General features: G+C 60.6%; 24 protein-coding genes, 1 tRNA gene and 1 pseudogene. 7 read left to right on the top strand and 19 right to left on the bottom strand.

Annotation, left to right across the window (positions count from 1 at the left end; translation table 11 throughout):
• Positions 1-47: 47 nt before the first annotated feature.
• From nadA to D3880_RS07190, 17 genes are all read right to left on the bottom strand, one after another.
• Positions 48-1,106: a quinolinate synthase NadA gene (nadA, locus tag D3880_RS07270; RefSeq protein ID WP_119892814.1), complete on the bottom strand. Its 1,059-nt coding sequence runs from the start codon at positions 1,104-1,106 to the stop codon at positions 48-50.
• A gap of 100 nt (positions 1,107-1,206) precedes the next feature.
• Positions 1,207-1,282 (bottom strand) — tRNA-Lys (locus D3880_RS07265).
• Positions 1,283-1,338: 56 nt separating this feature from the next.
• Positions 1,339-2,013: a 7-cyano-7-deazaguanine synthase QueC gene (queC, locus tag D3880_RS07260; RefSeq protein ID WP_119892813.1), complete on the bottom strand. Its 675-nt coding sequence runs from the start codon at positions 2,011-2,013 to the stop codon at positions 1,339-1,341.
• A 1-nt stretch (position 2,014) separates the two neighbouring features.
• Positions 2,015-2,662 carry a 7-carboxy-7-deazaguanine synthase QueE gene (gene queE / locus D3880_RS07255; RefSeq protein ID WP_119895688.1) on the bottom strand — a complete coding sequence of 216 codons (648 nt, stop codon included), beginning with the start codon at positions 2,660-2,662 and terminating at the stop codon, positions 2,015-2,017.
• 118 nt (positions 2,663-2,780) lie between these two features.
• A complete protein-coding gene (ybgF, locus tag D3880_RS07250) occupies positions 2,781-3,587 on the bottom strand; it encodes a tol-pal system protein YbgF (RefSeq protein WP_119892812.1) in 807 nt (268 codons plus the stop codon).
• A 6-nt stretch (positions 3,588-3,593) separates the two neighbouring features.
• On the bottom strand, positions 3,594-4,091 hold the full coding sequence (gene pal / locus D3880_RS07245) for a peptidoglycan-associated lipoprotein Pal (protein ID WP_119892811.1): 498 nt from the start codon (positions 4,089-4,091) through the stop codon (positions 3,594-3,596).
• Positions 4,092-4,145: 54 nt separating this feature from the next.
• Positions 4,146-5,444, bottom strand: coding sequence for a Tol-Pal system beta propeller repeat protein TolB (tolB, locus tag D3880_RS07240; RefSeq protein WP_119892810.1), 1,299 nt, complete (start codon positions 5,442-5,444; stop codon positions 4,146-4,148).
• Complete coding sequence (tolA, locus tag D3880_RS07235) at positions 5,441-6,409, bottom strand: cell envelope integrity protein TolA (protein WP_119892809.1); 969 nt, start codon at positions 6,407-6,409, stop codon at positions 5,441-5,443. Before tolA ends, tolB begins: the two co-directional genes overlap by 4 nt.
• The gene (gene tolR / locus D3880_RS07230) at positions 6,406-6,858 is read right to left on the bottom strand and encodes a protein TolR (RefSeq protein WP_119892808.1); all 453 of its coding nucleotides are present in this window, start codon (positions 6,856-6,858) and stop codon (positions 6,406-6,408) included. The genes tolA and tolR overlap by 4 nt, the downstream gene beginning before the upstream one ends.
• Before the next feature lie 34 nt (positions 6,859-6,892).
• On the bottom strand, positions 6,893-7,588 hold the full coding sequence (tolQ, locus tag D3880_RS07225) for a protein TolQ (protein ID WP_119892807.1): 696 nt from the start codon (positions 7,586-7,588) through the stop codon (positions 6,893-6,895).
• Positions 7,589-7,590: 2 nt separating this feature from the next.
• A complete protein-coding gene (ybgC, locus tag D3880_RS07220; RefSeq protein WP_119892806.1) occupies positions 7,591-8,037 on the bottom strand; it encodes a tol-pal system-associated acyl-CoA thioesterase in 447 nt (148 codons plus the stop codon).
• Positions 8,038-8,128: 91 nt separating this feature from the next.
• Positions 8,129-9,178 carry a Holliday junction branch migration DNA helicase RuvB gene (gene ruvB, locus D3880_RS07215; protein WP_119892805.1) on the bottom strand — a complete coding sequence of 350 codons (1,050 nt, stop codon included), beginning with the start codon at positions 9,176-9,178 and terminating at the stop codon, positions 8,129-8,131.
• A 20-nt stretch (positions 9,179-9,198) separates the two neighbouring features.
• Positions 9,199-9,804, bottom strand: coding sequence for a Holliday junction branch migration protein RuvA (gene ruvA / locus D3880_RS07210; protein ID WP_119892804.1), 606 nt, complete (start codon positions 9,802-9,804; stop codon positions 9,199-9,201).
• 15 nt (positions 9,805-9,819) lie between these two features.
• Positions 9,820-10,344 carry a crossover junction endodeoxyribonuclease RuvC gene (ruvC, locus tag D3880_RS07205; RefSeq protein WP_119892803.1) on the bottom strand — a complete coding sequence of 175 codons (525 nt, stop codon included), beginning with the start codon at positions 10,342-10,344 and terminating at the stop codon, positions 9,820-9,822.
• Positions 10,345-10,503: 159 nt separating this feature from the next.
• Positions 10,504-11,250 (bottom strand): YebC/PmpR family DNA-binding transcriptional regulator, encoded by a 747-nt coding sequence (locus D3880_RS07200; RefSeq protein WP_119892802.1) that lies wholly within the window; start codon positions 11,248-11,250, stop codon positions 10,504-10,506.
• A gap of 64 nt (positions 11,251-11,314) precedes the next feature.
• A complete protein-coding gene (aspS, locus tag D3880_RS07195) occupies positions 11,315-13,090 on the bottom strand; it encodes an aspartate--tRNA ligase (protein ID WP_119892801.1) in 1,776 nt (591 codons plus the stop codon).
• A gap of 41 nt (positions 13,091-13,131) precedes the next feature.
• On the bottom strand, positions 13,132-13,353 hold the full coding sequence (locus D3880_RS07190) for an FmdB family zinc ribbon protein (protein WP_119892800.1): 222 nt from the start codon (positions 13,351-13,353) through the stop codon (positions 13,132-13,134).
• Between the two features lie 440 nt (positions 13,354-13,793).
• Between D3880_RS07190 and D3880_RS07185 the strand changes: the two genes are divergently transcribed.
• The 4 genes and pseudogenes from D3880_RS07185 to D3880_RS22685 all read left to right on the top strand — a co-directional run bounded on the left by D3880_RS07185 (position 13,794) and on the right by D3880_RS22685 (position 16,215).
• Positions 13,794-14,264, top strand: a complete 471-nt coding sequence (locus D3880_RS07185; RefSeq protein ID WP_119892799.1) for a Dps family protein — start codon at positions 13,794-13,796, stop codon at positions 14,262-14,264.
• Between the two features lie 104 nt (positions 14,265-14,368).
• Positions 14,369-15,436, top strand: coding sequence for a GGDEF domain-containing protein (locus D3880_RS07180; RefSeq protein WP_119892798.1), 1,068 nt, complete (start codon positions 14,369-14,371; stop codon positions 15,434-15,436).
• Between the two features lie 176 nt (positions 15,437-15,612).
• Positions 15,613-15,885 (top strand): annotated as a pseudogene (locus D3880_RS23240) (cold shock domain-containing protein membrane protein); the annotation flags it as partial.
• A 105-nt stretch (positions 15,886-15,990) separates the two neighbouring features.
• A complete protein-coding gene (locus D3880_RS22685) occupies positions 15,991-16,215 on the top strand; it encodes a cold-shock protein (protein ID WP_162935043.1) in 225 nt (74 codons plus the stop codon).
• A 45-nt stretch (positions 16,216-16,260) separates the two neighbouring features.
• Here D3880_RS22685 and D3880_RS07170 read toward each other — a convergent pair whose 3' ends face one another.
• Both D3880_RS07170 and D3880_RS07165 read right to left on the bottom strand, forming a co-directional pair.
• Positions 16,261-16,467: a SlyX family protein gene (locus D3880_RS07170; RefSeq protein WP_119892796.1), complete on the bottom strand. Its 207-nt coding sequence runs from the start codon at positions 16,465-16,467 to the stop codon at positions 16,261-16,263.
• Positions 16,468-16,470: 3 nt separating this feature from the next.
• Positions 16,471-16,896 carry an HIT family protein gene (locus D3880_RS07165; RefSeq protein ID WP_119892795.1) on the bottom strand — a complete coding sequence of 142 codons (426 nt, stop codon included), beginning with the start codon at positions 16,894-16,896 and terminating at the stop codon, positions 16,471-16,473.
• A gap of 724 nt (positions 16,897-17,620) precedes the next feature.
• On the opposite strand from D3880_RS07165, the gene D3880_RS07160 reads away from it, so the two are divergent.
• The 3 genes from D3880_RS07160 (at position 17,621) to D3880_RS07150 (ending at position 22,076) form a co-directional block, all read left to right on the top strand.
• Positions 17,621-18,943, top strand: coding sequence for an OprD family porin (locus tag D3880_RS07160; RefSeq protein WP_119892794.1), 1,323 nt, complete (start codon positions 17,621-17,623; stop codon positions 18,941-18,943).
• A 436-nt stretch (positions 18,944-19,379) separates the two neighbouring features.
• Positions 19,380-21,095: a proline--tRNA ligase gene (locus D3880_RS07155; protein WP_119892793.1), complete on the top strand. Its 1,716-nt coding sequence runs from the start codon at positions 19,380-19,382 to the stop codon at positions 21,093-21,095.
• A gap of 24 nt (positions 21,096-21,119) precedes the next feature.
• The gene (locus tag D3880_RS07150) at positions 21,120-22,076 is read left to right on the top strand and encodes a hypothetical protein (RefSeq protein ID WP_119892792.1); all 957 of its coding nucleotides are present in this window, start codon (positions 21,120-21,122) and stop codon (positions 22,074-22,076) included.
• Positions 22,077-22,080: the final 4 nt, after the last annotated feature.

Raw genomic sequence — 22,080 nt, 5'->3', positions numbered from 1 at the left:
CCACAAAAAAGCCCGACCTAGGCCGGGCTTTTTGTTGGGCTGGGGCGCTAGGCGTTGCCTGCCAGCTTCAGGCGCGCTGCCTGGGTGAAATCGAGCATGCGCTTGAGCGGACGCAAGGCCCGCGGAATCAACGCCGGATCGACGAAGATCTCGTTGCTGCCCTCGCGCAGACTCTGCAGGGTACGCTCCAGGGTATTCATCGCCATCCACGGGCAATGCGCACAACTGCGGCAGGCCGCCCCGTTACCGGCCGTCGGAGCCTCGATGAAGGTCTTGTCCGGGCACAACTGCTGCATCTTGTAGAAGATGCCGCGATCGGTGGCGACGATGAAGGTCTGATTCGGCAGGGTTTGCGCCGCCTTGATCAGCTGACTGGTGGAACCCACCGCATCGGCCAGGGCCACCACCGCTTCCGGCGATTCCGGATGCACCAGAATCGCGGCATCCGGATACAGCGCCTTCATGTCTTCCAGCTGCCGGGACTTGAACTCCTCATGGACGATGCAGGCACCATCCCAGAGCAGCATGTCGGCGCCAGTCTCGCGCTGGATATAGCGGCCCAGATGCTTGTCCGGCGCCCAGATGATCTTCTCGCCGTTATCCATCAGGCTTTCGACGATCTCCAGCGCACAACTGGAAGTCACGACCCAGTCGGCCCGCGCCTTCACCGCCGCCGAAGTATTGGCGTAAACCACCACGGTGCGCTCGGGATGCTGATCGCAGAAGGCCGAGAACTCATCGATCGGGCAACCCAGATCGAGCGAGCAGGTAGCCTCCAAGGTCGGCATCAGCACGCGCTTTTCCGGGTTGAGAATCTTCGCCGTTTCGCCCATGAACTTCACACCGGCGACCAGCACAGTCTTGGCCGGATGCTGATTGCCGAACCGCGCCATCTCCAGGGAGTCGGACACACAACCACCGGTCTCCTCGGCCAGCGCCTGGAGTACCGGATCGCAGTAGTAATGCGCCACCAGCACGGCATCCTGAGCCTTCAGCTCGGCCGCAATCGCCGCGCGATAATGTGCCTCTTCCTCGACAGTCAACGGCTTCGGTTGCTTGGCATCGAGATGGGCTTGAACCAGGAGGCGTTCTGAAATCTGCGTCATATTCGCTGAACCTGTAAAGGCATGAGACGAGTATATCACCCACCCCTTGCAGGGTAATGGAGGCGATAAGCAACCGAGGAGAGGTGAAGCAAGGAAGGAGTGGTGGGTCGTGTAGGATTCGAACCTACGACCAATTGGTTAAAAGCCAACTGCTCTACCAACTGAGCTAACGACCCAACGCGGATGCATGATACTGATTTAATTCATAAATTCAATAGCACCCACAAAAAAATTAGCGGTACCGGGTAGGGTCCTGCACGCCAGCGGAAGCAAAGCCCGCCGCACGCAGACGGCAACTGTCGCATTTGCCACAGGCGTGTCCTTCGTCGTCAGCCTGGTAGCAGGACACCGTCAAGGCATAATCCACACCATGGCGGACGCCAGCCTGAACGATCTCGGCCTTACTCATGCTCTGCAGCGGCGCCTGAATACGGAACCCCTGCCCCTCTACCCCGGCCTTGGTCGCCAGATTGGCCATGCGTTCGAAGGCGGCGATGAATTCAGGACGGCAATCGGGATAGCCGGAATAGTCGACTGCATTGACCCCGATAAAGATATCCCGCGCGCCGAGCACTTCAGCCCAGCCCAGGGCCAGGGACAAAAACACCGTGTTGCGCGCTGGCACATAGGTCACCGGGATGCCTTCACCCGGGCTTTCCGGCACGGCGATCGAGCTGTCGGTCAAGGCCGAGCCACCCATACCATTGAGGTTCAGGCCGATCACCTTGTGCTCGACCACCCCAAGCTGTTGCGCGACACGCTCGGCCGCCTGCAGCTCCGAACGATGGCGCTGGCCGTAGTCGAAACTCATGGTGTAACAGGCATAGCCATCGGCTTTGGCCAGCGCCACCACGGTGGCGGAGTCGAGACCGCCGGAAAGCAGGATTACCGCTTTTTTCTCAGTCATTTCAGTGCCCCGGCTCGTCATTCCAGAAAATCTTGTGCAACTGCATCTGCAGACGCACCGGCAGATTGTCAGTAACTATCCAATCGGCCAGTGCCCGCACGTCCACCTGCTGATAGCTGGGCGAGAACAGGACTTCGCCAGCACGTTCTTGCAGACGGTACTGGATCAGCTTGGACACTGCCCAGTCGTAGTCTTCGCGGGAACAGATGACGAACTTGACCTGATCGTTGACCGTGAGGAAGTTGAGATTCTCATAGCGATTGCGTGCCACTTCGGCGGAGCCCGGGGTCTTCAGGTCGACCACCTTGCTGACCCGCGGATCGACCGCCGATACGTCCAGGGCGCCGCTGGTCTCCAGCGAAACTTCGTAACCGCCGTCGCACAGACGCTCGAGCAAGTCGATGCAATTGGGTTGCGCCAAGGGTTCGCCCCCCGTCACACAGACGTAGCGCGGCTTGTAGCCGGCAACACGCTCAAGGATGGCCTCGAGGCTCATGAGCTCGCCGCCGCTGAAGGCATAGGCGGTATCACAGTACTGGCAGCGCAGGGGGCAGCCGGTCAGGCGGACGAACACAGTCGGCAAACCGGCCGTGCGCGTCTCCCCCTGCAACGAGTAGAAGATCTCGGTAATTCGCAGGTTTTTTTGCATATCAGCCACGGGCGTGACGGCGAAACAGGCCATCCGCCTCCGTTGCGGGAATTGGGGGCGCCGATTTTAACGAAAAAACCCGCGACAAGCGCGGGTTTTCTTGAATAGCGAATCAGCTTTACATGCGCTGCAGATCACGCTGGGCCAGTTGTGCGGCGGAACTGCCGGGATACTGGGCGATAACCTGCTGCAAAATGCCTTTGGCCTTGTCGGTATGCCCTAGACGCTGCTCGACATCGGCCAGCTTGTACAGCGAATCTGGAACCTTGGCGTGTTGCGGATAAGCCTGACTGACCTTGGCAAAGGCCTGACCGGCCGCTTGCAGGTCGCCTTTGGCGAGGTTCACCTCGCCCAGCCAATACTGCGCGTTACCGGCATACTGGCTATTCGGGTATTTGCGCAGGAACGCGGAGAAAGCCTGGCTGGCTTTCTCGAAATCCTTGGCCTTGATCAGATCGAAGGCAGCGTCGTAGTACAGCTTTTCCTTCGCCGGATCGCCCGGCTCGCTGCTTGCCGACGCCTGATTGGCAGGCGTAGTCGGCGCGCCGTTGGCATTGACCGCGCCAGCAGCGGATGAATTCTGTGAGGCAGCGGCAGCACCACCGGACAGGCGGCTATCAAGATCCTGATAACGCTCGAGGCTTTCCTGCTTGAGGCGCTGAATCTCGTTTTGCTGCTCTTCCACCATGCCGCGCAGACGCGCGACCTCGTCCTGCAGCTGCTGCAGCTGCATGAACAACTCACCCTGCGCCGAAGTCGGGGTCGTAACCCCGCCCCCGGCATAGGCGCCACTCGTGCCATAACCAGCCGGCGGATAACTGCTGGCGGGATAGCCCGCTGCATTATCCACCACGGGAACCTCAGCCCAGGCCGCGAACGGCAGGCTGAGCGCCAGAACGGTCAAAGCACGGCGGCACGTACGCATGACGAATTACTTACGCAGTTCGACGCGACGGTTTTGAGCCCAGGATTGCTCGTCGTTGCCAGTAGCAACCGGACGCTCTTCACCGTAGGAAACCAGCTCCAGCTGAGCCGGGGAAACGCCCTGCAGAACCAGGTAACGCTGAACGGCCTTGGAACGACGCTCACCCAGAGCCATGTTGTACTCGCGGGTGCCGCGCTCGTCGGTGTGGCCTTCCAGAACGACGCGAGCGCCGTTGCCTTTCAGGTCTTTGGCGTGAACGTCCAGAGCGCGCATGGCTTCCGGCTTCAGGTCAGAGCTGTCGTACTCGAAGTAGAAGGTAGTGATGGCACGCAGAGCGGCTTCTTCGCTCATGCTGCCATCAACACCGCTGCCGTTGGCGTTGTAGCCGGCGTTCGGGTCAACAGCACCTTCGCCAGCAGTGTCACCGCCTTTGGAGGAGCAACCAACAGCCACAGCAAGGGCCAGACCCAGCGCAGCAAACTTACCAAACTTCAGCATTTCCATCGTAAAACTCCTAATGAACCCCAGGTGTGTAAAAGCAAAAAATATTGCGCCGCATCAGTTCAGGTAAGGGGACCAGGAAGGCTCTCGGACATCGCCTTGCGCGGTTGGAATCGGGAGCCTAACGCGCCCATTGGTGGACACGAGCATCAAGACTCCCCGGCCCTGCTGGCGGGTGGCGTAGATTAACATGGTGCCGTTGGGCGCGACAGTAGGCGAGTCGTCCAAGCTGGTCTCAGAGAGGATCTTGACGTTGCCGCGCTGCAGGTCCTGCGCCGCCACCTTGAAGTTGGTGTAGCCATCCTGGCGGTGGATCATCACCAAGGTCTTCTCGTCCGCCGACAGCTTCGGGTTGGCGTTGTAGTTGCCGACAAAGGTCACTCGCTGCGGCTCACCACCGCCCACGCGGGTCTTATAGATCTGCGGCTTGCCGGCACGATCCGAGGTGAAATACAGGGTCTGACCATCCGCGCCCCAGAACGGCTCGGTGTCGATGGAGAAATGGTTGGTCACGCGCTGCAACTGACGCGAGCCTAGGTTCATCACATAGATTTCCGGGTTGCCGTCTTTCGACAGCACGAACGCCAGGCGATTGCCATCCGGCGAGAACGCCGGGGCACCATTCAAGCCTTCAAAGTTGGTGATCTGTTCGCGGCGACCGGTGTCGATGTGCTGGATGAAGATGCGCGGGCGGCGCTGCTCGAAAGACACATAAGCGATGCGCCGGCCATCCGGAGCATAGCGCGGTGACAGGATCGGCTCGCGCGACTGCAACAAGGTTACCCCACGAGCGCCATCATAGTCGGAGCGCTGCAGGGTATAGCGGGTGCTATTGACCGAAAAGCGCTCGGCCGTGACATACAGCATGCGCGTGGAGAAGGCGCCCTTGATCCCAGTGAGTTTCTCGAATGACTGGTCGGCGACGTAGTGCGCCATATCACGCAGCTGATCCATCGAACCACTGACACTGCCGGACATCACCTGCTGCTCGGTGGTGACGTTGAACAGCGCGAATTGCACCTGCAAACGCCCCCCAGCAGGAACGATGTTGCCAACCATCAGATACTGGGCGCCGAGGGCCTTCCAGTCGCGATAGATGACCTCGCTCGCCTGGGTCGGCAGGCTGATCATGTTCTGCCGCGGAATCGGCTCGAAGGAGCCCGAGTTGCGCAGGTCGTTGCCGATGATGGTGGACATGTCTTCGGGCAGCACGGTGCCGCCCTGCCAGCCGAACGGCACCACCGCGATGGGGGTAGCCCGGTCAGTACCCGAGGTAACAAGCAGCGGGTCAGCCGCCTGCACGCTGCCGACCAGCAAGGTCAGCCCGAGCAGGGCGATACGAATCAGAGTGTTCACAGGTCCAAATCCTCCGGTTTGAAGATGATGCGGCGCTGCCGGTACATCTGGTCAAAGGTTGCGCGATCCAATTGTTGCATCTCGGGGATACGCCCGACGTTGCGTACTGCGGCTACCGCCGAATTGTCGAACGGTGCATCGCCACTGGCGCGGGTCACACTCGCATTAGTGATGGTGCCGTCCGGCAACATCGAGATCAGCACCTCGACGCTCATGCCATTGCGTGCGGACGGCGGGCGCTGCCACTGCTCGCTGACCAACTTGATGATCAGATCATCCAGGCTGCCGGCGACCTGATCACCCTGCTCATCGGCCAGGGCCTGCTGCCGCTCGGTGGTATCCGACAGCAATTCGGCCAGGGCCTGAGCCTTCTTGTCCTCAGCGGCTTTGCGCGCCGCTTCTTGCGCAGCCTTCTTCTTGGCAGCTTCCGCAGCAGCTTTCTTTTTCGCGTCGTCAGTCGCCTTTTTCTTCGCGGCTTCCGCTACGGCCTTTTTCTTGGCTTCCTCGGCGGCCTTCTTCTTCGCCTCGTCCTCGGCCTTCTTCTTGGCAAAGTCCGCCTGTTTCTTTTCCTCGGCCTTCTTGGCTTCATCGGCTTTCTTCGCCGTTTCAGCCTGTTTCACCGCCTCAGCCTTTCGAGCTTCGTCGGCCTTCTTCTGCTCCGAAGCCTTGGCGGCTTCCTGTTTCTGCTGCTCAACCTTCTTCTGCTCCAGTTGCTCGACTTCGAACTGACGGGCAGCAGTTTTCTTCGCCTCGCCGGCGATTTTCTGGTTGGTCTGGGTAGTGGCCTGACTTTGCGACTTCAGCTGATACAACGTGGCCTGCACAATCGGCCTGGCCGGTGGCAGCTCAGGAGTGAAGGCAAAGCTGACGAACAGCATGGCAAACACCAGCGCATGCAGCGCCACGGCCCAAACACTGGGCCAGAAATAGCCTTCCGAAGAGGAGCGCTCTCGCTGCTGCATCAGGGCGCCTCGGTAATCAGCCCGACGTTGCCCACGCCAGCCTGCTGCAGACCACCCATGGCCGCCATCACGGCACCATAGTCGACCGCTTTGTCACCGCGCACCATGACCTGGGTCTGCTTACCCTGGCTGCGACTCTGGTTCATGATTGCAGTCACAGCGGCGGTCATTTCCGGCAGGGTCAGGGCTTTGTCCTGCACCGTGTCGGTATCGACCTCGCTACCCATGTTCCAGTAATAGGTCTTGTCGGCCTTGATCGAGATGGTCAGCACTTGGGCGTTGTTGTCCTGCGGTAACGCCTCGCTGCCGACCTTGGGCAAATCGACCTTGACCCCCTGATTGAGCATCGGCGCGGTCACCATGAAGATCACCAGCAGTACCAACATCACGTCGATGTAAGGCACCACGTTCATCTCGGCGACGGGTTTGCGTCTGTTGCGAATTCTGGCCATGACTTACAACCTGTCCTCTCGGGAAACCTGCGTTTCAGTCGTCACTGGTATGCACTTTGCGGTGCAGGATGGCCTGGAACTCGTCGGCGAAGGTGTAATAGCGACTGATCATGGTTTCGCCGCGGGCGGCGAAGCGGTTGTAGGCGATTACTGCCGGAATCGCCGCGAACAGACCGATGGCAGTGGCGATCAGGGCCTCGGCGATGCCTGGCGCGACAGTGGCGAGGGTCGCCTGCTGCACCTGAGCCAGACCGCGGAAGGAATTCATGATCCCCCAGACGGTACCGAACAGACCGATATACGGGCTGGTGGAGCCGACGGTGGCGAGGAATGGCAGGCTCTGCTCGAGCTTCTCTTCTTCACGCGAGATGGCCACGCGCATGGCCCGCGCCACACCGTCCATCACGGCATCCGGGTCGACACCGGCCTGCTGACGCAGGCGGGAGAACTCCTTGAAACCGGCGCGGAAGATCTGCTCGACGCCGGAATCCGGGTCGGGGCTGCTGCCAGCCTGGCGGTACAGCTTGGACAGATCGATACCCGACCAGAAGCGCTCTTCGAAGGTTTCCAGAGCTTTCTTGGCGGCACGCAGCATGGTGCTGCGCTGGAAAATCATGATCCACGAGGTGACCGAGGCGGCCACCAAAATCAGCATCACCAGCTGCACCACAAAACTGGCGTTGCTGATCAGGCTCCACATGGAGGTATGGTCGACGACGTTGGCTTCCACGCTTAATCTCCTGCAAGGGATAGTCCCGAGCCATTGGCGAAGGCTGCACGCAGCACTTCGGGGATGGCCCGGGGTTTCAAACTGTCGGCGCGCACACAGGCCACCAGGAACTGCCCTTCGCAGAGCAGCGCATCATCCGCAACCCGCCGCACCTGTTGACGAAAGCGCAGGCTGGCGCGGTTTAACTCGATCACTTCGGCACTAACGCTCAGCTCGTCATCCAAACGCGCCGGGGCGTGATAACGCGCTTCGCTGGAATGCACCACGAACAACAGGTTCTCGCCCACCAACTCGGACTGGGCAAAGCCCAGATCCCGCAGCCGTTCGGTGCGAGCCCGCTCCATGAACTTGAGGTAATTGACGTAATAAACGATGCCACCAGCATCGGTGTCCTCGTAATAGACACGACAACGATGCGTGAACGGCTGAGCCCCATTTTGCGCGCGCATACTCTAGTGCTTACTCCCCGGGTTGCCAATCAGGTCAGGCAACTGTTTTGCAACATTGGTTGACTCCAGCGCACCAGCATCCACAGTCGCCTTACTCGTCACTGGCAAACAGATCCGCAGCGGGCAGCTCGCTCATGCGTTTCGGCAGATTCAGACCGAAATGCAGGTAGGCATGCCGGGTCACCACCCGCCCGCGCGGGGTGCGCATGATATAGCCTTGCTGGATCAGATAGGGCTCCAGCACATCCTCGATGGTGTGGCGCTCCTCGCTGATCGCCGCGGCCAGGCTGTCCACCCCCACCGGGCCGCCATCAAACTTCTCGATCAGGGTCAGTAACAGGCGGCGGTCCTGGTGATCGAAGCCGCGCTCGTCGACATCCAGCAGATTCAGAGCCAGATCGGCAGTGGTTCGATTGATCTGCCCCTGGGCCCGCACTTCGGCGAAGTCCCGCACCCGGCGCAGCAGGCGGTTGGCGATCCGCGGCGTACCGCGAGCGCGGCGGGCGATCTCGAAAGCCCCCTCGGCTTCGACCGGCAGCCCAAGAATCCCCGCCGAACGACCGACGATGGTGGTCAGATCCTCGACACCGTAGAACTCCAGGCGCTGAACGATGCCGAAACGATCACGCAGCGGGTTGGTCAGCATGCCGGCACGAGTGGTGGCGCCGATCAGGGTGAAGGGCGGCAGATCGAGCTTGATCGAGCGCGCCGCCGGGCCTTCGCCGATCATGATGTCGAGCTGGAAATCCTCCATGGCTGGATACAGCACTTCCTCGACGATCGGCGACAGGCGATGAATTTCGTCGATGAACAGCACATCGCCCGGCTCGAGATTAGTCAGCATCGCCGCCAAGTCACCCGGGCGCTCCAGTACCGGCCCGGAGGTGCTCTTGATCGACACGCCCATCTCCTGGGCGATGATATTGGCCAGGGTGGTCTTGCCGAGCCCCGGCGGACCGAAGATCAGGGTGTGGTCCAGGGCCTCGCTGCGCTGCTTGGCGGCCTGAATGAACAGCTCCATCTGCTCGCGCACATTCGGCTGGCCAATGTATTCGGCCAGGCGCAACGGGCGGATGGCGCGGTCGAACTGCTCATCGCGATCACGTCCCGTGGCGGTTATCAGGCGGTCGGCTTCGATCATCGGGGGTTATCCATCAAGGTTCAGACCATTCCTTTCAACGCGCGACGGATCAACTCTTCGCTGCTCAAGCCTTCTTCCTGCACGGCAGACACGGCGCGACTGGCCTCCTGCGGCTTGAAACCGAGGGAGATCAGCGCGCTGACCGCATCATTCTCCGCGCTTGAGACTGCTGCCGCCCCGCGAGGTTCAACCACCAGGCCGGAGATGGCCGGCATGGTTTCCCAGGCCTTGAAGCGATCCTTGAGTTCAACCAATAGGCGCTCGGCGGTTTTCTTGCCCACTCCGGGAATCTTCACCAGGGTCGAGGTATCTTGCGCCTGCACGCAGCGGACCAGCTCATCCACTTCCAACCCGGACATCAACGCCAGGGCCAGTTTCGGCCCGACGCCATTGAGCCGGATCAGCTCGCGGAACAGTTCGCGCTCGCGCTTCTCGAAGAAGCCGTAGAGCAGATGGGCATCCTCGCGCACCACCAAGTGAGTGTGCAGGGTTACCGGCTCGCCGACACCCGGCAACCGATAAAGGGTGGTCATCGGCACTTCCAGCTCATAACCGAGCCCATTGATATCCACAATCAAATGCGGCGGTTGCTTTTCTGCCAGCATGCCGCGCAGACGTCCAATCACGAATCGTTTCCTTATTTAGAGGCGCAGCCGGCCACCGCGCCGCTTGGCGCCGGCCAGCCCGTGGGGAATCAAGCTGGAGCGGGTATGGGCATGACAGAGGGCGATTGCCAGGGCGTCGGAGGCATCGATCTGCGGTTTCTGGGTCAGCTTCAGCAGATGCATGACCATCAGCTGCACCTGCTGCTTGTCGGCGCCGCCGGTTCCGGCAATCGCCTGCTTGACCTGGGTCGCGGTGTACTCGGCAATCTCCAGCCCCTCTTCGGCCGCCGCCACTATCGCCGCGCCACGGGCCTGACCGAGCTTCAGCGCGGAGTCGGCGTTGCGCGCCATAAACACCTGCTCGATGCCCATGGTCACCGGACCATGGGCCTGGATCACCTCGCGCACACCGCGAAAGACGATCTGCAGTCGCTCATGCAACGCGCCACCGCCGGTACGGATACAACCGGAAGCGACGTACTCGCAGCCGCGGCCGGTGTCGCGCACCACGCCGTAGCCGGTGATCCGCGAGCCAGGGTCGATACCAAGAATCAGCGTCATGCTCTGCCGTCCACAGCGCCGGGAAGGCCCGCGCCATACTGTCTATTTATCCAGGCTGCAAGTATACGGACCAGCCACGGCCGCCGTCACCCGCACCAGGCGCATAAAAAAGCCGGAAGCGCCTCAGGCGGCTTCCGGCCTGCTCCGCACGAGAAGGAATTAGTCCAGCTGCTCCATGAGCTCGTCGGGGATTTCCGCGTTGTGGTAGACGCTCTGCACGTCGTCCAGGTCTTCCAGCATGTCGATCAGCTTCATCACCTTCTTGGCGGTCTCCAGATCGCTGACCGGCGCACTGATCGACGGAATCATCGCCACTTCGGCTTCGTCACCCTTGAAACCGGCGGCGGTGAGCGCCTCGTTGACCACCAGGAAGTCGGCAAAGGAGGTGTAGACCTCGACCGAACCGTCCTCCGCCCCAACCACGTCGTTGGCACCGGCCTCCAGCGCCGCCTCCATCAGGGCATCCTCGTCGACACCCGGGGCGTAGCTGATCTGACCCTTGCGCTCGAACATGTAGGCCACCGAACCATCGGTACCCAGGTTGCCACCGCATTTGCTGAACGCATGGCGCACTTCCGCCGCGGTGCGGTTGCGGTTGTCGGTCATCGCCTCGACGATGATCGCCACACCGCTCGGCGCATAGCCTTCGTAGCTCAGCTCGACCATGTTGTCCGCTTCGTTCGAGCCGGCGCCGCGGGCGATGGCACGATCGATGGTGTCACGGGTCATGTTAGCGGTCAGCGCCTTGTCCACCGCCAAACGCAGACGCGGGTTGTCCGCAGGAATCCCGCCGCTCTTAGCCGCAACGGTCAATTCGCGGATCAGCTTGGTGAAGATCTTGCCGCGCTTGGCGTCCTGACGCCCCTTGCGATGCTTGATGTTGGCCCATTTGGAATGACCGGCCATAACTCACTCCGTACTCTCTCGGCTCGGCGGCGCCCGGCAGGCGCCGCCTCAGGGTTGACTCGAATTACTCGGCTTTCGGCTGTTCGCGCAGACGGATGTGCAGCTCGCGCAGGGCCTTGCTGTCCACTGCCCCCGGCGCCTGGGTCATCACGCACGCGGCGCTCTGGGTTTTCGGGAAGGCGATCACTTCACGGATCGACTGCGCGCCGGTCATCAGCATCACCAGGCGATCGAGGCCGAAAGCCAGACCACCGTGCGGCGGCGCGCCGAATTTCAGCGCATCGAGCAGGAAGCCGAACTTCTCCTGCTGCTCTTCTTCGCTGATGCCGAGCACGCGGAATACCGTTTGCTGCATCTCTTTGTGGTGGATACGGATGGAACCGCCACCCAGTTCGGTGCCATTGAGCACCATGTCATAGGCGCGCGACAGTGCGGCCGCCGGGTTGGCCTCCAGCTCGGCCGGGCTGCACTTGGGTGCAGTGAAGGGGTGGTGCAGCGGGGTGAGGCCGCCATCGTCGGTCTCTTCGAACATCGGGAAGTCAACCACCCACAGCGGCGCCCACTCGCAAGTGAGCAGCTTGAGGTCATGGCCGAGCTTGATCCGCAACGCACCCAGGGCGTCACTGACGATCTTGGCCTTGTCGGCGCCGAAGAACACGATGTCGCCGTCGACCGCACCCACGCGATCCAGAATGACCTTGAGGTTCTCTTCGGGGATAAACTTGACGATCGGCGACTGCAGACCTTCGACACCCTTGGCCCGCTCGTTGACCTTGATGTAGGCCAGACCCTTGGCGCCGAAGTTACCGACAAACTTGGTGTAGTCGTCGATCTGGCTGCGCGGCATGCTCGCGGCACCCGGTACGCGCAAGGCGGCGACTCGCCCCTTCGGATCGTTGGCCGGGCCGCTGAACACCTTGAACTCGACGCCGGCAAGCTGATCGGCAACATCCACCAGCTCCAGCGGGATGCGCAGATCCGGCTTGTCCGAGCCGTAGCGGCGCATGGCCTCCTCGAAGCTCATGTGCGGGAACTCGCCGAACTCCAGATCCAGCACTTCCTTGAACAGCTTGCGGATCATGCCCTCGGTGATGCCGATGATGTCCTCTTCGTTGAGGAAGCTGGTCTCGATGTCGATCTGGGTGAATTCCGGCTGGCGGTCGGCACGCAGGTCTTCGTCACGGAAACATTTGGCGATCTGATAGTAGCGATCGAAGCCGGCCACCATCAGCAGTTGTTTGAACAGCTGCGGCGACTGCGGCAGGGCGAAGAAGCTGCCGGCATGGGTGCGACTCGGCACCAGGTAATCGCGCGCGCCTTCCGGCGTAGCGCGGGTCAGGATCGGCGTTTCCACATCGAGGAAGCCGTTCTCGTCCAGGTAGCGGCGAATGCTGCTGGTGATGCGCGAACGCAGACGCAGCTTGTCGGCCATCTCAGGGCGGCGCAGATCGATGAAGCGGTAGCGCAGACGGGTTTCTTCGCCGACGTCGCTGTACTCGTTGAGCGGGAACGGCGGGGTTTCCGCTTCGTTCAACACTTCCAGCTCATGCCCGAGCACTTCGATGGAGCCGGAGGCCATGTTCGGATTGACCGCACCGGCCGGACGCAGGCGCACCTTGCCGGTGACTTTGACCACATATTCGCTGCGCACCCGGTCGGCAGCGGCGAAGGTCTCGGCGCGATCCGGGTCGAACACGACCTGGGCCAGGCCTTCCCGATCACGCAGATCGAGGAAAATCACCCCACCATGGTCACGACGGCGGTGGACCCACGCACAAAGGGTGACTACCTGGCCGTCCAGGCTCTCGTTCAACTGGCCGCAATAATGGCTGCGCATCATGATGGTGGTTCGCTTCTCGTAATCGATATTCGGTGTGCTGGTTACTCGGCTTTGTCGCCGCCAGCCAGGTTCTTTTTCGTGCCGGTCTTGAAATCGGTTTCATACCAGCCACCGCCCTTGAGCCGAAAACCCGGCATGGACAGCTGCTTCTTCAACTCGGGAGCTTGGCAAGCCGGACAATTGACCAGCACTGCATCGCTGAACTTCTGAATGGCTTCCAACTGATGACCGCAGGAAGTGCATTGGTAATCGTAAATAGGCATCCGCTCGACTCGGCAAACTAAAACAGCGCCGCGAGCCCGCGTCTCGCGGCAAGGGGCGGGATTATATATGGTTAATCCACTCCATGCAGCCGCCGGGCGGCGGTCGACACCAGCCCCGATGAATCCGCGCCTGGCCCCGCCTCAAGACCTATACGCCCGGGTTCTGGCAAGTAAACGCCGCCGATGCCTCTGGTATTGGCTGCCCCCGGGCCGAGCCAACGGACAGCGACAAGCGACAGCACAAGCGCTCGAGCGACTCTAAGAGCAACCGCCCAAGCGCCAATGCCCGCTTCCCGCATCAGGACGGAACCCGGAGAACTCATAGTCTCTAAACATTGGTTTCATTGACACAAGCCAAGATCAAGCCGAATCCGCTCCATGCTAGGCTGTGCCCATCATGGAGCGGATTCGGCTCCGAACCACCTGAAAGGAGAAACGACATGGAAATCAACATTGGCATTGCCGAACAGGACCGCGCAGCCATCGCCGAAGGCCTGTCCCGTCTATTGGCGGACACCTATACCCTGTACCTGAAAACCCACAACTTTCACTGGAACGTCACCGGCCCGATGTTCAACACCCTGCACCTGATGTTCGAAGGGCAGTACACCGAGCTGGCGCTGGCCGTCGATGCGATCGCCGAGCGCATCCGCGCCCTCGGCTTCCCTGCTCCCGGTACCTATGCCGCGTATGCGCGCCTGTCCTCGATTAAAGAAGAAGAAGGCGTGCCAGGCGCCGAGGACATGATCAAGCAATTGGTCCAGGGGCAGGAAGCCGTGGTGCGCACCGCCCGCGGCATCTTCGCCCTACTGGACAAGGTCAGCGACGAGCCCACCGCCGACCTGCTGACCCAGCGCATGCAAGTGCATGAAAAAACCGCCTGGATGCTGCGCAGCCTGCTCGCCGCCTGAGCCACCCAACACGCAAAAGGCCCGCTCTAGTCGGGCCTTTTGCTAGGCAGGGCACGGCGGCTACTCTATGCTCTGCCGACCTGGACCCCGCCACAGTGACGCGAATGAAGCAGTCGCCGAAAAACCCGAACACTCTCGAGCTTTATCCAGAAGAAACCCGCGAGGCCGCAGACTTGCTCAAGCATGCGGTTCCCCTCATGGTGCGCCATGACATCCCGCCGAACCCGGTGCATTACGCCCTCTGGTACACCTACAGCCAAGGCCGGAACCCCGAACTCAATCGACGCCTGGACAAGACTGTCACGGACTTCGACAGCTTCCCTCCTGAAACTGCCACCAAGCTTTTCCGCGAATTCATCATTCGTGGCGAGCTGGAAGAAGCCCGCGCCGGCCAACAGCAAGTGATTGAGCTGGTCGACGACATCGAAGGCGATGTCTCTCACAGCCTGACCCACAGCCGCGCCTACCAGAACAGCCTGGACCAAGGATTGGCCGCGCTGAATGAGCCGCTCATCGACGACCTGCCCAGCGTGCTGAACGAGCTACAACAAAGTACGCAGCTCATGCAGGAGCAGCAGGAACAATTTCTCTACCGACTGCGCTCGGCTCAAGACGAGATCACGCAGTTGCGCAGCCAACTGGAGCGCGCCCACCGAGCCGCGACAGTGGATAGCCTGACTCAGGTTTTCAATCGCCATGCCTTCACTCGCCTGCTCGAGCAAATTCTCGCGGCCGGCCATCAGGGCGTGGCCTTGATCATTCTGGATATCGATCACTTCAAGCAGTTCAACGACCAATATGGCCACCCACTGGGCGACCGCGTGCTTCAGCACGTCGGCCAACTGCTACGCGAACTGTTACCCCCTCGAGCCATGGCCGCCCGCTACGGCGGCGAAGAGTTCTGTATCATCCTGCGCGACTGCAGCAACGCGTCAAGCGCACAAGCCTTCGCCGAACAACTGCGCCTGAAACTCCAGGCCCTACGCATCAAGGTGAGACGCACCGACGAGGTTCTGGACAGCATCACCGCCAGCTTCGGCCTGGCCCTAGCCCGGACCGACGACGACCTCGAAAGCCTATTGACCCGCGCCGACGACGCCCTCTACCAGGCGAAACGCAATGGCCGCAATCAGGTCTTCTTTTCCCCCTCGCAAGATAGCCTAAACGCTTGATTTGAGTAGCCATCCGCTTTGCTGTTAAATACGCGCGTGCGGCCGCATAGCTGTTTGGAACGCGACGTACAGGCATGACTCCGTGCGAACATCGAACGCCCATCATTATTCAGGGGCGCAGGCGTCAAGCCGCTCTTCCTTGTGATACTTCTTATTATTAAGCGAGCTCATTACCCATGTTGAAGACCGTCCACCTACTAACGGGCGTCATCGCCTTACTGTTGTCCTTTGCTCCGAGCCTTCGCAACGAAGCACTGCCCTACCTGCAACAACCCGATGCGCTCTACCTTGCCTTGTTTGGCTCACTGAATCTGCTTCTGGCACCACTCCTACCTATCTGGCATGTCGGCGCGCGTAACCAGTTGCAAGGCCTGGTATCCGCCCTACTGGTATTCGCCGTGGTCCTGCAGGTCCTGATCCTGCTGGCCCCCCTGCCCGTGATTGGCGGCCAACCTGCAGTCCTGCTCAGCCTATTGACAGTCTTCACGGCCGTGGCGCTGCACTTGGCCACCAACCTGCGCATGAAGACCCGCGGCACCACGTCGACCAAAGATCTGGGCAATCGCGAGACCGGCACCGTCAAATGGTTCAACACCTCCAAGGGCTTCGGCTTCATCTCGCGCGACTCCGGCGATGACATCTTCGTGCACTTTCGCGCCATTCGCGGTGAAGGCCACCGCGTACTGGTCGAGGGGCAGCGCGTGGAGTTCTCCGTCATGCAACGCGACAAGGGCCTGCAGGCAGAAGATGTGATAGCCGCCCTACCGCAACGACGCTAATACCCGACCCATAAAAAACCCGCCAGCTGGCGGGTTTTTTATGGGTCAATAATGCGGAGGAGGAACATCGTCATCGATAATATCGAACCGCCCTTGCAACTCCTCCTGCCGCCTGGCAAGAGTCGCCAACTGCAACTGCACACGATCGATCACCTGCTGCTGCGCAACCAGCACATCGCTCAACGCCTGAATGGTGTCATCCTGAAACGCCAAACGGCTTTCCAACTCGGTAACGCGCTCTTCCAAACCCACGGCCTAGCCCTCGATAAAACGAAAATCATCCGTCAGCACCAGACACAACCTGGCTCGAATGGCTGCAATCTGCTCCGCCGTGTATGGCTGAGGCGAATACTTGCCCCAGACAGGAGCCGGCCAAGCCGCATCGTCACGACGGCGCACGATGACATGCATATGCAACTGACTAACAACATTACCCAGCGTGGCGACATTCATCTTGTCCGCCGCAAAGGTATCCTTGAGCGTCTCCGCCAAAGAGGTGGTTTCTTGCCACAGGCGCTGCTGGTCAGCGGCATCGAGCTGAAACAGCTCAGTAACCTCCTCACGCCGCGGCACGAGAATGAACCAGGGGTAGCGCGCCTCGTTCATCAACAGCAAGCGGCATAAGGGATAGTCGCCGACAGCCAGGGTGTCCTGCTGCAGACGGGAATCCAGGGCGAACATACCAGCCTCTCCTGCTCGACCAATCAAAATCCGCATCAGCGCTCGACCACAGCGCATCAAACGGCCAGTCCATAGGATACGCGCGATCAGCGGCTTGTTCACCCTCCCAAGATCGCACCGAAATGGAGCAAGAAGGCATCGCCAGCCGCCGACCTGAGCAAGCCCGGCAGCGGCCACGACTCTTTGGGGGTCACCGCTTCTCGCCCCGCCTAGACGATGAAAATCGCACCCGCAACGACGCCAGGCAAGGCGTGCCTCTATAGGACACGACTCAAGCAAAAGCCAGACTTAAAGCGGGTACCACATTTCTTTTCGCCATTTATCAATTTTGTGCACGCTTGTTGCTTATCACCAGAATCGGGCTGAGCAAGACAGTAAAAAAGGAGAAATCGAAATCCTCGGCACACTCAGGCAGGCACTGCACTCAGCCTAGCGATCAATACAAGGTGGAAACTTTCGGCAAACCGGCTTTACTGCCTCTTACGCCTTGAAAAGCCAAGAAAAATTAGTTAAACGGGAGCCGCAGCACCGTCAAAGCTATGAAATTGCGACATGCTCTATCGGATTCTGCGACAGTGGCGTGAAGAATCCGTAAGGAACCAAGAGCAACTATCGCCAATATTGTCCGCGTGCTATACGTTAGCGCGGACACAAAAAGAAAGAGCCGCCCATACAACAATTACGATGGGCAGCACAACTCTTCTAAACCAAAGGAGCAATCACAATGCAAGTGATGAAGTGGAGCATCATTGCCCTGGCCATCGCCGCGGGCACCACTCAAATGGCAGCCGCCAGCCAACAGTCCGACTCCAAGGGCTTTGCCGAAGACAGCAGCCTGACTCTGTTGAATAAAAACTTCGCCTTCTACCGCAACTTCAAAAACAACCCGGGCGGCCAGAACTACCGCAATGAGTGGGCCCACGGCATTAGTGCAATGTACGAGTCCGGCTTCACCCAAGGCACCGTAGGTTTCGGTGTCGACACCCACGCCATGCTGGGCATTAAGCTGAATAGCGGTGGCGGCACCAGGGGCACTGGCCTGCTGCCAATTGGCAGCGATGGCAAAGCACAGGATGATTACTCCTACGCTGGCGGCGCGGTTAAAGCGCAAATTTCCAACACCGTGCTGAAATACGGCAACCTGTTCCCCACCGCTCCGGTATTCGCCATCGGCACCGCTCGCCTGTTCCCGAGCAGCGCGGAAGGTTTCCAGCTGACCAGTGGTGAAATCGAGAACCTGACCCTGGATGCCGGCCACTTCACCTCCACCCGTGACGGCAACGCCTCCACTAACCGTGACGGTAGCATTGCGCTGTCCTACGACTTTGCCGGCGTCATCGATGCCCGCAACGCCGATTATGTGGGCGGCACTTACGGCGTCAACGACAATCTGAGCTTCACCCTCTACGCATCCGAGTTCGAGGACGTGTGGCGCCAGTACTATGGCAACGCCAACTACAACATCCCGCTGAGCGATGATCAGGCGCTGAACTTCGACTTCAATGCGTACCGCACCCTCGATGAAGGCCGCGCCGACGCTGGCGACATCGACAACACCACCTTCTCGCTGGCTGCCGCCTATTCCCTCGGCGCGCACAAGTTCACCCTGGCCTACCAGCGCGTGAATGGCGACGAGCCGTTCGACTACCTGTCCATGGGTGGCTTTAACTCCGGCGACTCGATCTTCCTCGCCAACTCGGTTCAGTACTCGGACTTCAACGCCCCGAACGAGCGCTCCTGGCAGGCCCGCTATGACCTGAACATGGCCGAATATGGCGTGCCGGGCCTGAGCTTCATGGGTCGCTATGTCAGCGGTGACGACATCGACGGCACCAAGATGGACCCGAACGGCATCTATGCCGGCAACTTCGGCGACGGCAGCGATAAACACTGGGAACGCAACCTGGAAGCCAAGTACGTAGTGCAGGAAGGCTCTGCCAAGGACCTGTCCTTCCGCATCCGTCACGCTACCCACCGCGCTACCAGCTTCGACAGCGATCTGGACGAAGTACGTGTAATTATCGAATACCCGCTGGAAGTGCTGTAACTCCTGCGCTAGTTCGATACCCCATGAAAAAGCCCGGCTCTGCCGGGCTTTTTTATCGCCGCACAATCCAACTCGGGACCACATCTGAAACTGGCCAGCCCAAAGCGACAAGGCGTACACCACCAACTGATCCAAGCCTCCCCAGGAAATCAGGTTGACCTTGCATACCGCCTGGCGCCGCGACAAACGCAAACGTCCAGCAGATCCAGTGGCTTCGGTTTAGTCAGGACGTTGATATTCAGATCGACCTTCAACAACCTTCCGCAGATGCTCAATCCGTAAGCGCCCCCAGACGAATCAGTTTCTGCGCCTGCTCCGCAGTCAACTCGCCATACCGGCCACCTTGTTAGCCCAGCCGCAATCCTGTACGCGACTGTACGGGCGCCGTACAATGCCGACCTATTTCCAGCCTTCGCAACCGATATAACGGCCAACCATGCGTACCAGTCAGTACCTGCTCTCGACCCTCAAAGAAACCCCGTCCGATGCCGTTGTCATCAGCCATCAGCTGATGCTGCGCGCCGGCATGATCCGCAAACTGGCCTCTGGCCTGTACACCTGGCTACCCATGGGCCTGCGTGTGCTGCGCAAAGTCGAAGCCGTGGTGCGCGATGAGATGAATGCCGCGGGCGCCCTGGAAGTGCTGATGCCCGGCATTCAACCGGCCGAGTTGTGGCAGGAGTCCGGCCGTTGGGAGCAGTACGGCCCCGAACTGCTGCGCCTCAAGGACCGCCATGAGCGCGACTTTTGCGCCGGCCCGACCCACGAGGAAGTCATCACCGATCTGGCCCGTAACGAGCTGAGCAGCTACAAGCAGCTGCCCATCAACCTGTACCAGATCCAGACCAAGTTCCGTGACGAGATCCGCCCGCGCTTCGGTCTGATGCGTGGCCGCGAGTTCATCATGAAGGATGCCTACTCCTTCCACCTCGACCAGGCTTCGCTGCAGGAAACCTACGACCGCATGCACTTGGCCTACAGCAATATTTTCAGCCGCCTCGGGTTGAACTTCCGCCCCGTGCAAGCCGATACCGGCTCGATTGGCGGCACCGGCTCCCACGAATTTCATGTACTGGCCGCGTCCGGCGAAGATGACATCGCCTTCAGCGACAGCTCCGACTACGCCGCCAACATCGAGAAAGCCGAAGCCCTGCCACGCGAAACCGTGCGCGGCGCAGCGACCGAAGCACTGCGCCTGGTCGACACGCCGAATGCGAAGACCATTGCCGAACTGGTGGAGGGTTTCAATCTACCCATCGAGAAAACCATCAAGACACTGGTGGTACACGGCGTCGAAGCCGGCACCCTGATCGCCCTGATGGTGCGCGGCGATCATGAACTGAACGAGATCAAGGCTGCCAACCTGGCCCAGGTCGCCAGCCCCCTGGCATTCGCCTCGGAAGCCGAACTGCGCAGCGCCATCGGTGCCGGCGCCGGCTCTCTTGGCCCGCTGAACCTGCCGCTGCCATGCATCATCGACCGCTCGGTGGCTCTGATGAGCGACTTCGCCATCGGCGCCAACATCGATGACAAGCATTACTTTGGCGTCAACTGGGAACGCGACCTGCCGCTGCCGGAAGTCGCCGACCTGCGTAACGTGGTCGCCGGCGACCCAAGCCCGGATGGCCAGGGTAGCCTGGAAATCAAACGCGGCATCGAGGTCGGTCATATCTTCCAACTCGGCACCAAATACAGTGAAGCGATGGGCTGCACGGTCATGGGCGAAAACGGCAAACCGGCCGTGCTCACCATGGGCTGCTATGGCATCGGCGTGTCCCGCGTGGTGGCTGCCGCCATTGAGCAGAACCACGACGAACGCGGGATTATCTGGAACGACATCCTGGCCCCCTTCCAGATCGCCCTGGTAGCGCTGCGTTACGAGAACGAAGAAGTGCGCGCCGCCACCGACAAGCTCTACGCCGAACTGACGACTGCCGGTTTCGAAGTGCTGCTCGACGACCGTGACAAAAAGACCAGCCCGGGCATCAAATTCGCGGACATGGAGCTGATTGGCATCCCCCACCGCATCGTCGTCAGCGATCGCGGTCTGGCCGAAGGCAACCTGGAATACAAGAATCGCCAGGAGACCGAGGCTCAGGCCATACCGGTCGCCGATGTGCTCTCCTTCATCCAGGCTCGTGTCCATCGCTGATCCAGCCCATCACCAAGAGACATCATGTTCCCACGAAGTACCTTCCGTCTCGGTGGCGCCGCGCTCTGCGGCGCCCTCTTTCTCAGTGGTTGCGCCAACCACTTGCCGCAGCGCAGCGAGCATGAGGAACGAGTCGAGCGCAAACTGCTGAACCACAGCCTGCAGATCGAAGTCGGCGAGCCGCGCGTGCTGGAGCTGCCGCAGCGCCGCGTGCGGATCAACGAACAGAAGACCTTCGAAGTCACCGAGTTCGAGGTCACGCGACGCTATGATCGCTACACCCCCTATCAACCCTGGCGCGAGGCCTACGAAATCCCGCTCGGCGCCGTGGCGGTGGTAGCTGGTATCGGTGCCAACGTGCTGAATGTGGTCATGCTCGGCAGCCTGCCAGATACCGTTACCAAGGACTGGATCAGCTACGGTTTCGCCGGTCTTAACCCGCTGATGAACGCGCAATCCAATGGCCGCTCCCAGCAGAACCTCGCCGGCATCGACGAGAAACAGCTGGACCAGCGGATGGAATACTCCAGCCTGCCATGGGCGGAACGGCCAGTGCAGGTCAAGGCCGGCGCTGAAACCCACGAGCTGACCACCGATCGTAACGGCGTCCTGCGCCTCAACCTGCTCGACGGCCCCTTTGCCGAGCAGGACGTCAGCCGCGTCGGCAAGTTGCAACTGGGCGTCGAAGATCCGCAGGACAATGCCCGCGCCGATGCCACCCTGCTGGTCAGCCGCACCCTGCGTGGCAAGCTGCTGGAAGCCCACGCGCTGATCTACGACGACCTGGAAGATGATGAGGTGCCGCAATGGGTGCACCGGGTCAAGCGCCTATCCGATTTGGGCCTGGAAGAGGAAGCCAGCGAGCTGGAGCAGAGCCTGGTCGAACTGACCCGCAACGACCCCGAGCTGCAACAGGACTTCCTCAAATCTCTGCTGAAAGACGCCGGCCGCCTGGCCGCAGACCCCGGTAGCAGTAACTGAGGCC

The organism is Pseudomonas cavernae (genome assembly GCF_003595175.1).
In the GTDB taxonomy this organism is placed as follows: domain Bacteria; phylum Pseudomonadota; class Gammaproteobacteria; order Pseudomonadales; family Pseudomonadaceae; genus Aquipseudomonas; species Aquipseudomonas cavernae.
This window is presented reverse-complemented; position numbering and strand designations above follow the sequence as displayed.

What these genes read in the sequence shown, in the direction of transcription:
- ybgC (WP_119892806.1), bottom strand. Translation starts at nt 8,037, where the DNA reads ATGCGCGCGCAAAATGGGGCTCAGCCGTTCACGCATCGTTGTCGTGTC.
- queE (WP_119895688.1), bottom strand. Translation starts at nt 2,662, where the DNA reads ATGCAAAAAAACCTGCGAATTACCGAGATCTTCTACTCGTTGCAGGGG.
- D3880_RS07155 (WP_119892793.1), top strand. Translation starts at nt 19,380, where the DNA reads ATGCGTACCAGTCAGTACCTGCTCTCGACCCTCAAAGAAACCCCGTCC.
- D3880_RS07190 (WP_119892800.1), bottom strand. Translation starts at nt 13,353, where the DNA reads ATGCCTATTTACGATTACCAATGCACTTCCTGCGGTCATCAGTTGGAA.
- ruvB (WP_119892805.1), bottom strand. Translation starts at nt 9,178, where the DNA reads ATGATCGAAGCCGACCGCCTGATAACCGCCACGGGACGTGATCGCGAT.
- D3880_RS07180 (WP_119892798.1), top strand. Translation starts at nt 14,369, where the DNA reads ATGAAGCAGTCGCCGAAAAACCCGAACACTCTCGAGCTTTATCCAGAA.
- nadA (WP_119892814.1), bottom strand. Translation starts at nt 1,106, where the DNA reads ATGACGCAGATTTCAGAACGCCTCCTGGTTCAAGCCCATCTCGATGCC.
- ybgF (WP_119892812.1), bottom strand. Translation starts at nt 3,587, where the DNA reads ATGCGTACGTGCCGCCGTGCTTTGACCGTTCTGGCGCTCAGCCTGCCG.
- D3880_RS07150 (WP_119892792.1), top strand. Translation starts at nt 21,120, where the DNA reads ATGTTCCCACGAAGTACCTTCCGTCTCGGTGGCGCCGCGCTCTGCGGC.
- D3880_RS07200 (WP_119892802.1), bottom strand. Translation starts at nt 11,250, where the DNA reads ATGGCCGGTCATTCCAAATGGGCCAACATCAAGCATCGCAAGGGGCGT.
- D3880_RS07165 (WP_119892795.1), bottom strand. Translation starts at nt 16,896, where the DNA reads ATGTTCGCCCTGGATTCCCGTCTGCAGCAGGACACCCTGGCTGTCGGC.
- D3880_RS07185 (WP_119892799.1), top strand. Translation starts at nt 13,794, where the DNA reads ATGGAAATCAACATTGGCATTGCCGAACAGGACCGCGCAGCCATCGCC.
- D3880_RS07160 (WP_119892794.1), top strand. Translation starts at nt 17,621, where the DNA reads ATGCAAGTGATGAAGTGGAGCATCATTGCCCTGGCCATCGCCGCGGGC.
- aspS (WP_119892801.1), bottom strand. Translation starts at nt 13,090, where the DNA reads ATGATGCGCAGCCATTATTGCGGCCAGTTGAACGAGAGCCTGGACGGC.
- tolR (WP_119892808.1), bottom strand. Translation starts at nt 6,858, where the DNA reads ATGGCCAGAATTCGCAACAGACGCAAACCCGTCGCCGAGATGAACGTG.
- ruvC (WP_119892803.1), bottom strand. Translation starts at nt 10,344, where the DNA reads ATGACGCTGATTCTTGGTATCGACCCTGGCTCGCGGATCACCGGCTAC.
- queC (WP_119892813.1), bottom strand. Translation starts at nt 2,013, where the DNA reads ATGACTGAGAAAAAAGCGGTAATCCTGCTTTCCGGCGGTCTCGACTCC.
- pal (WP_119892811.1), bottom strand. Translation starts at nt 4,091, where the DNA reads ATGGAAATGCTGAAGTTTGGTAAGTTTGCTGCGCTGGGTCTGGCCCTT.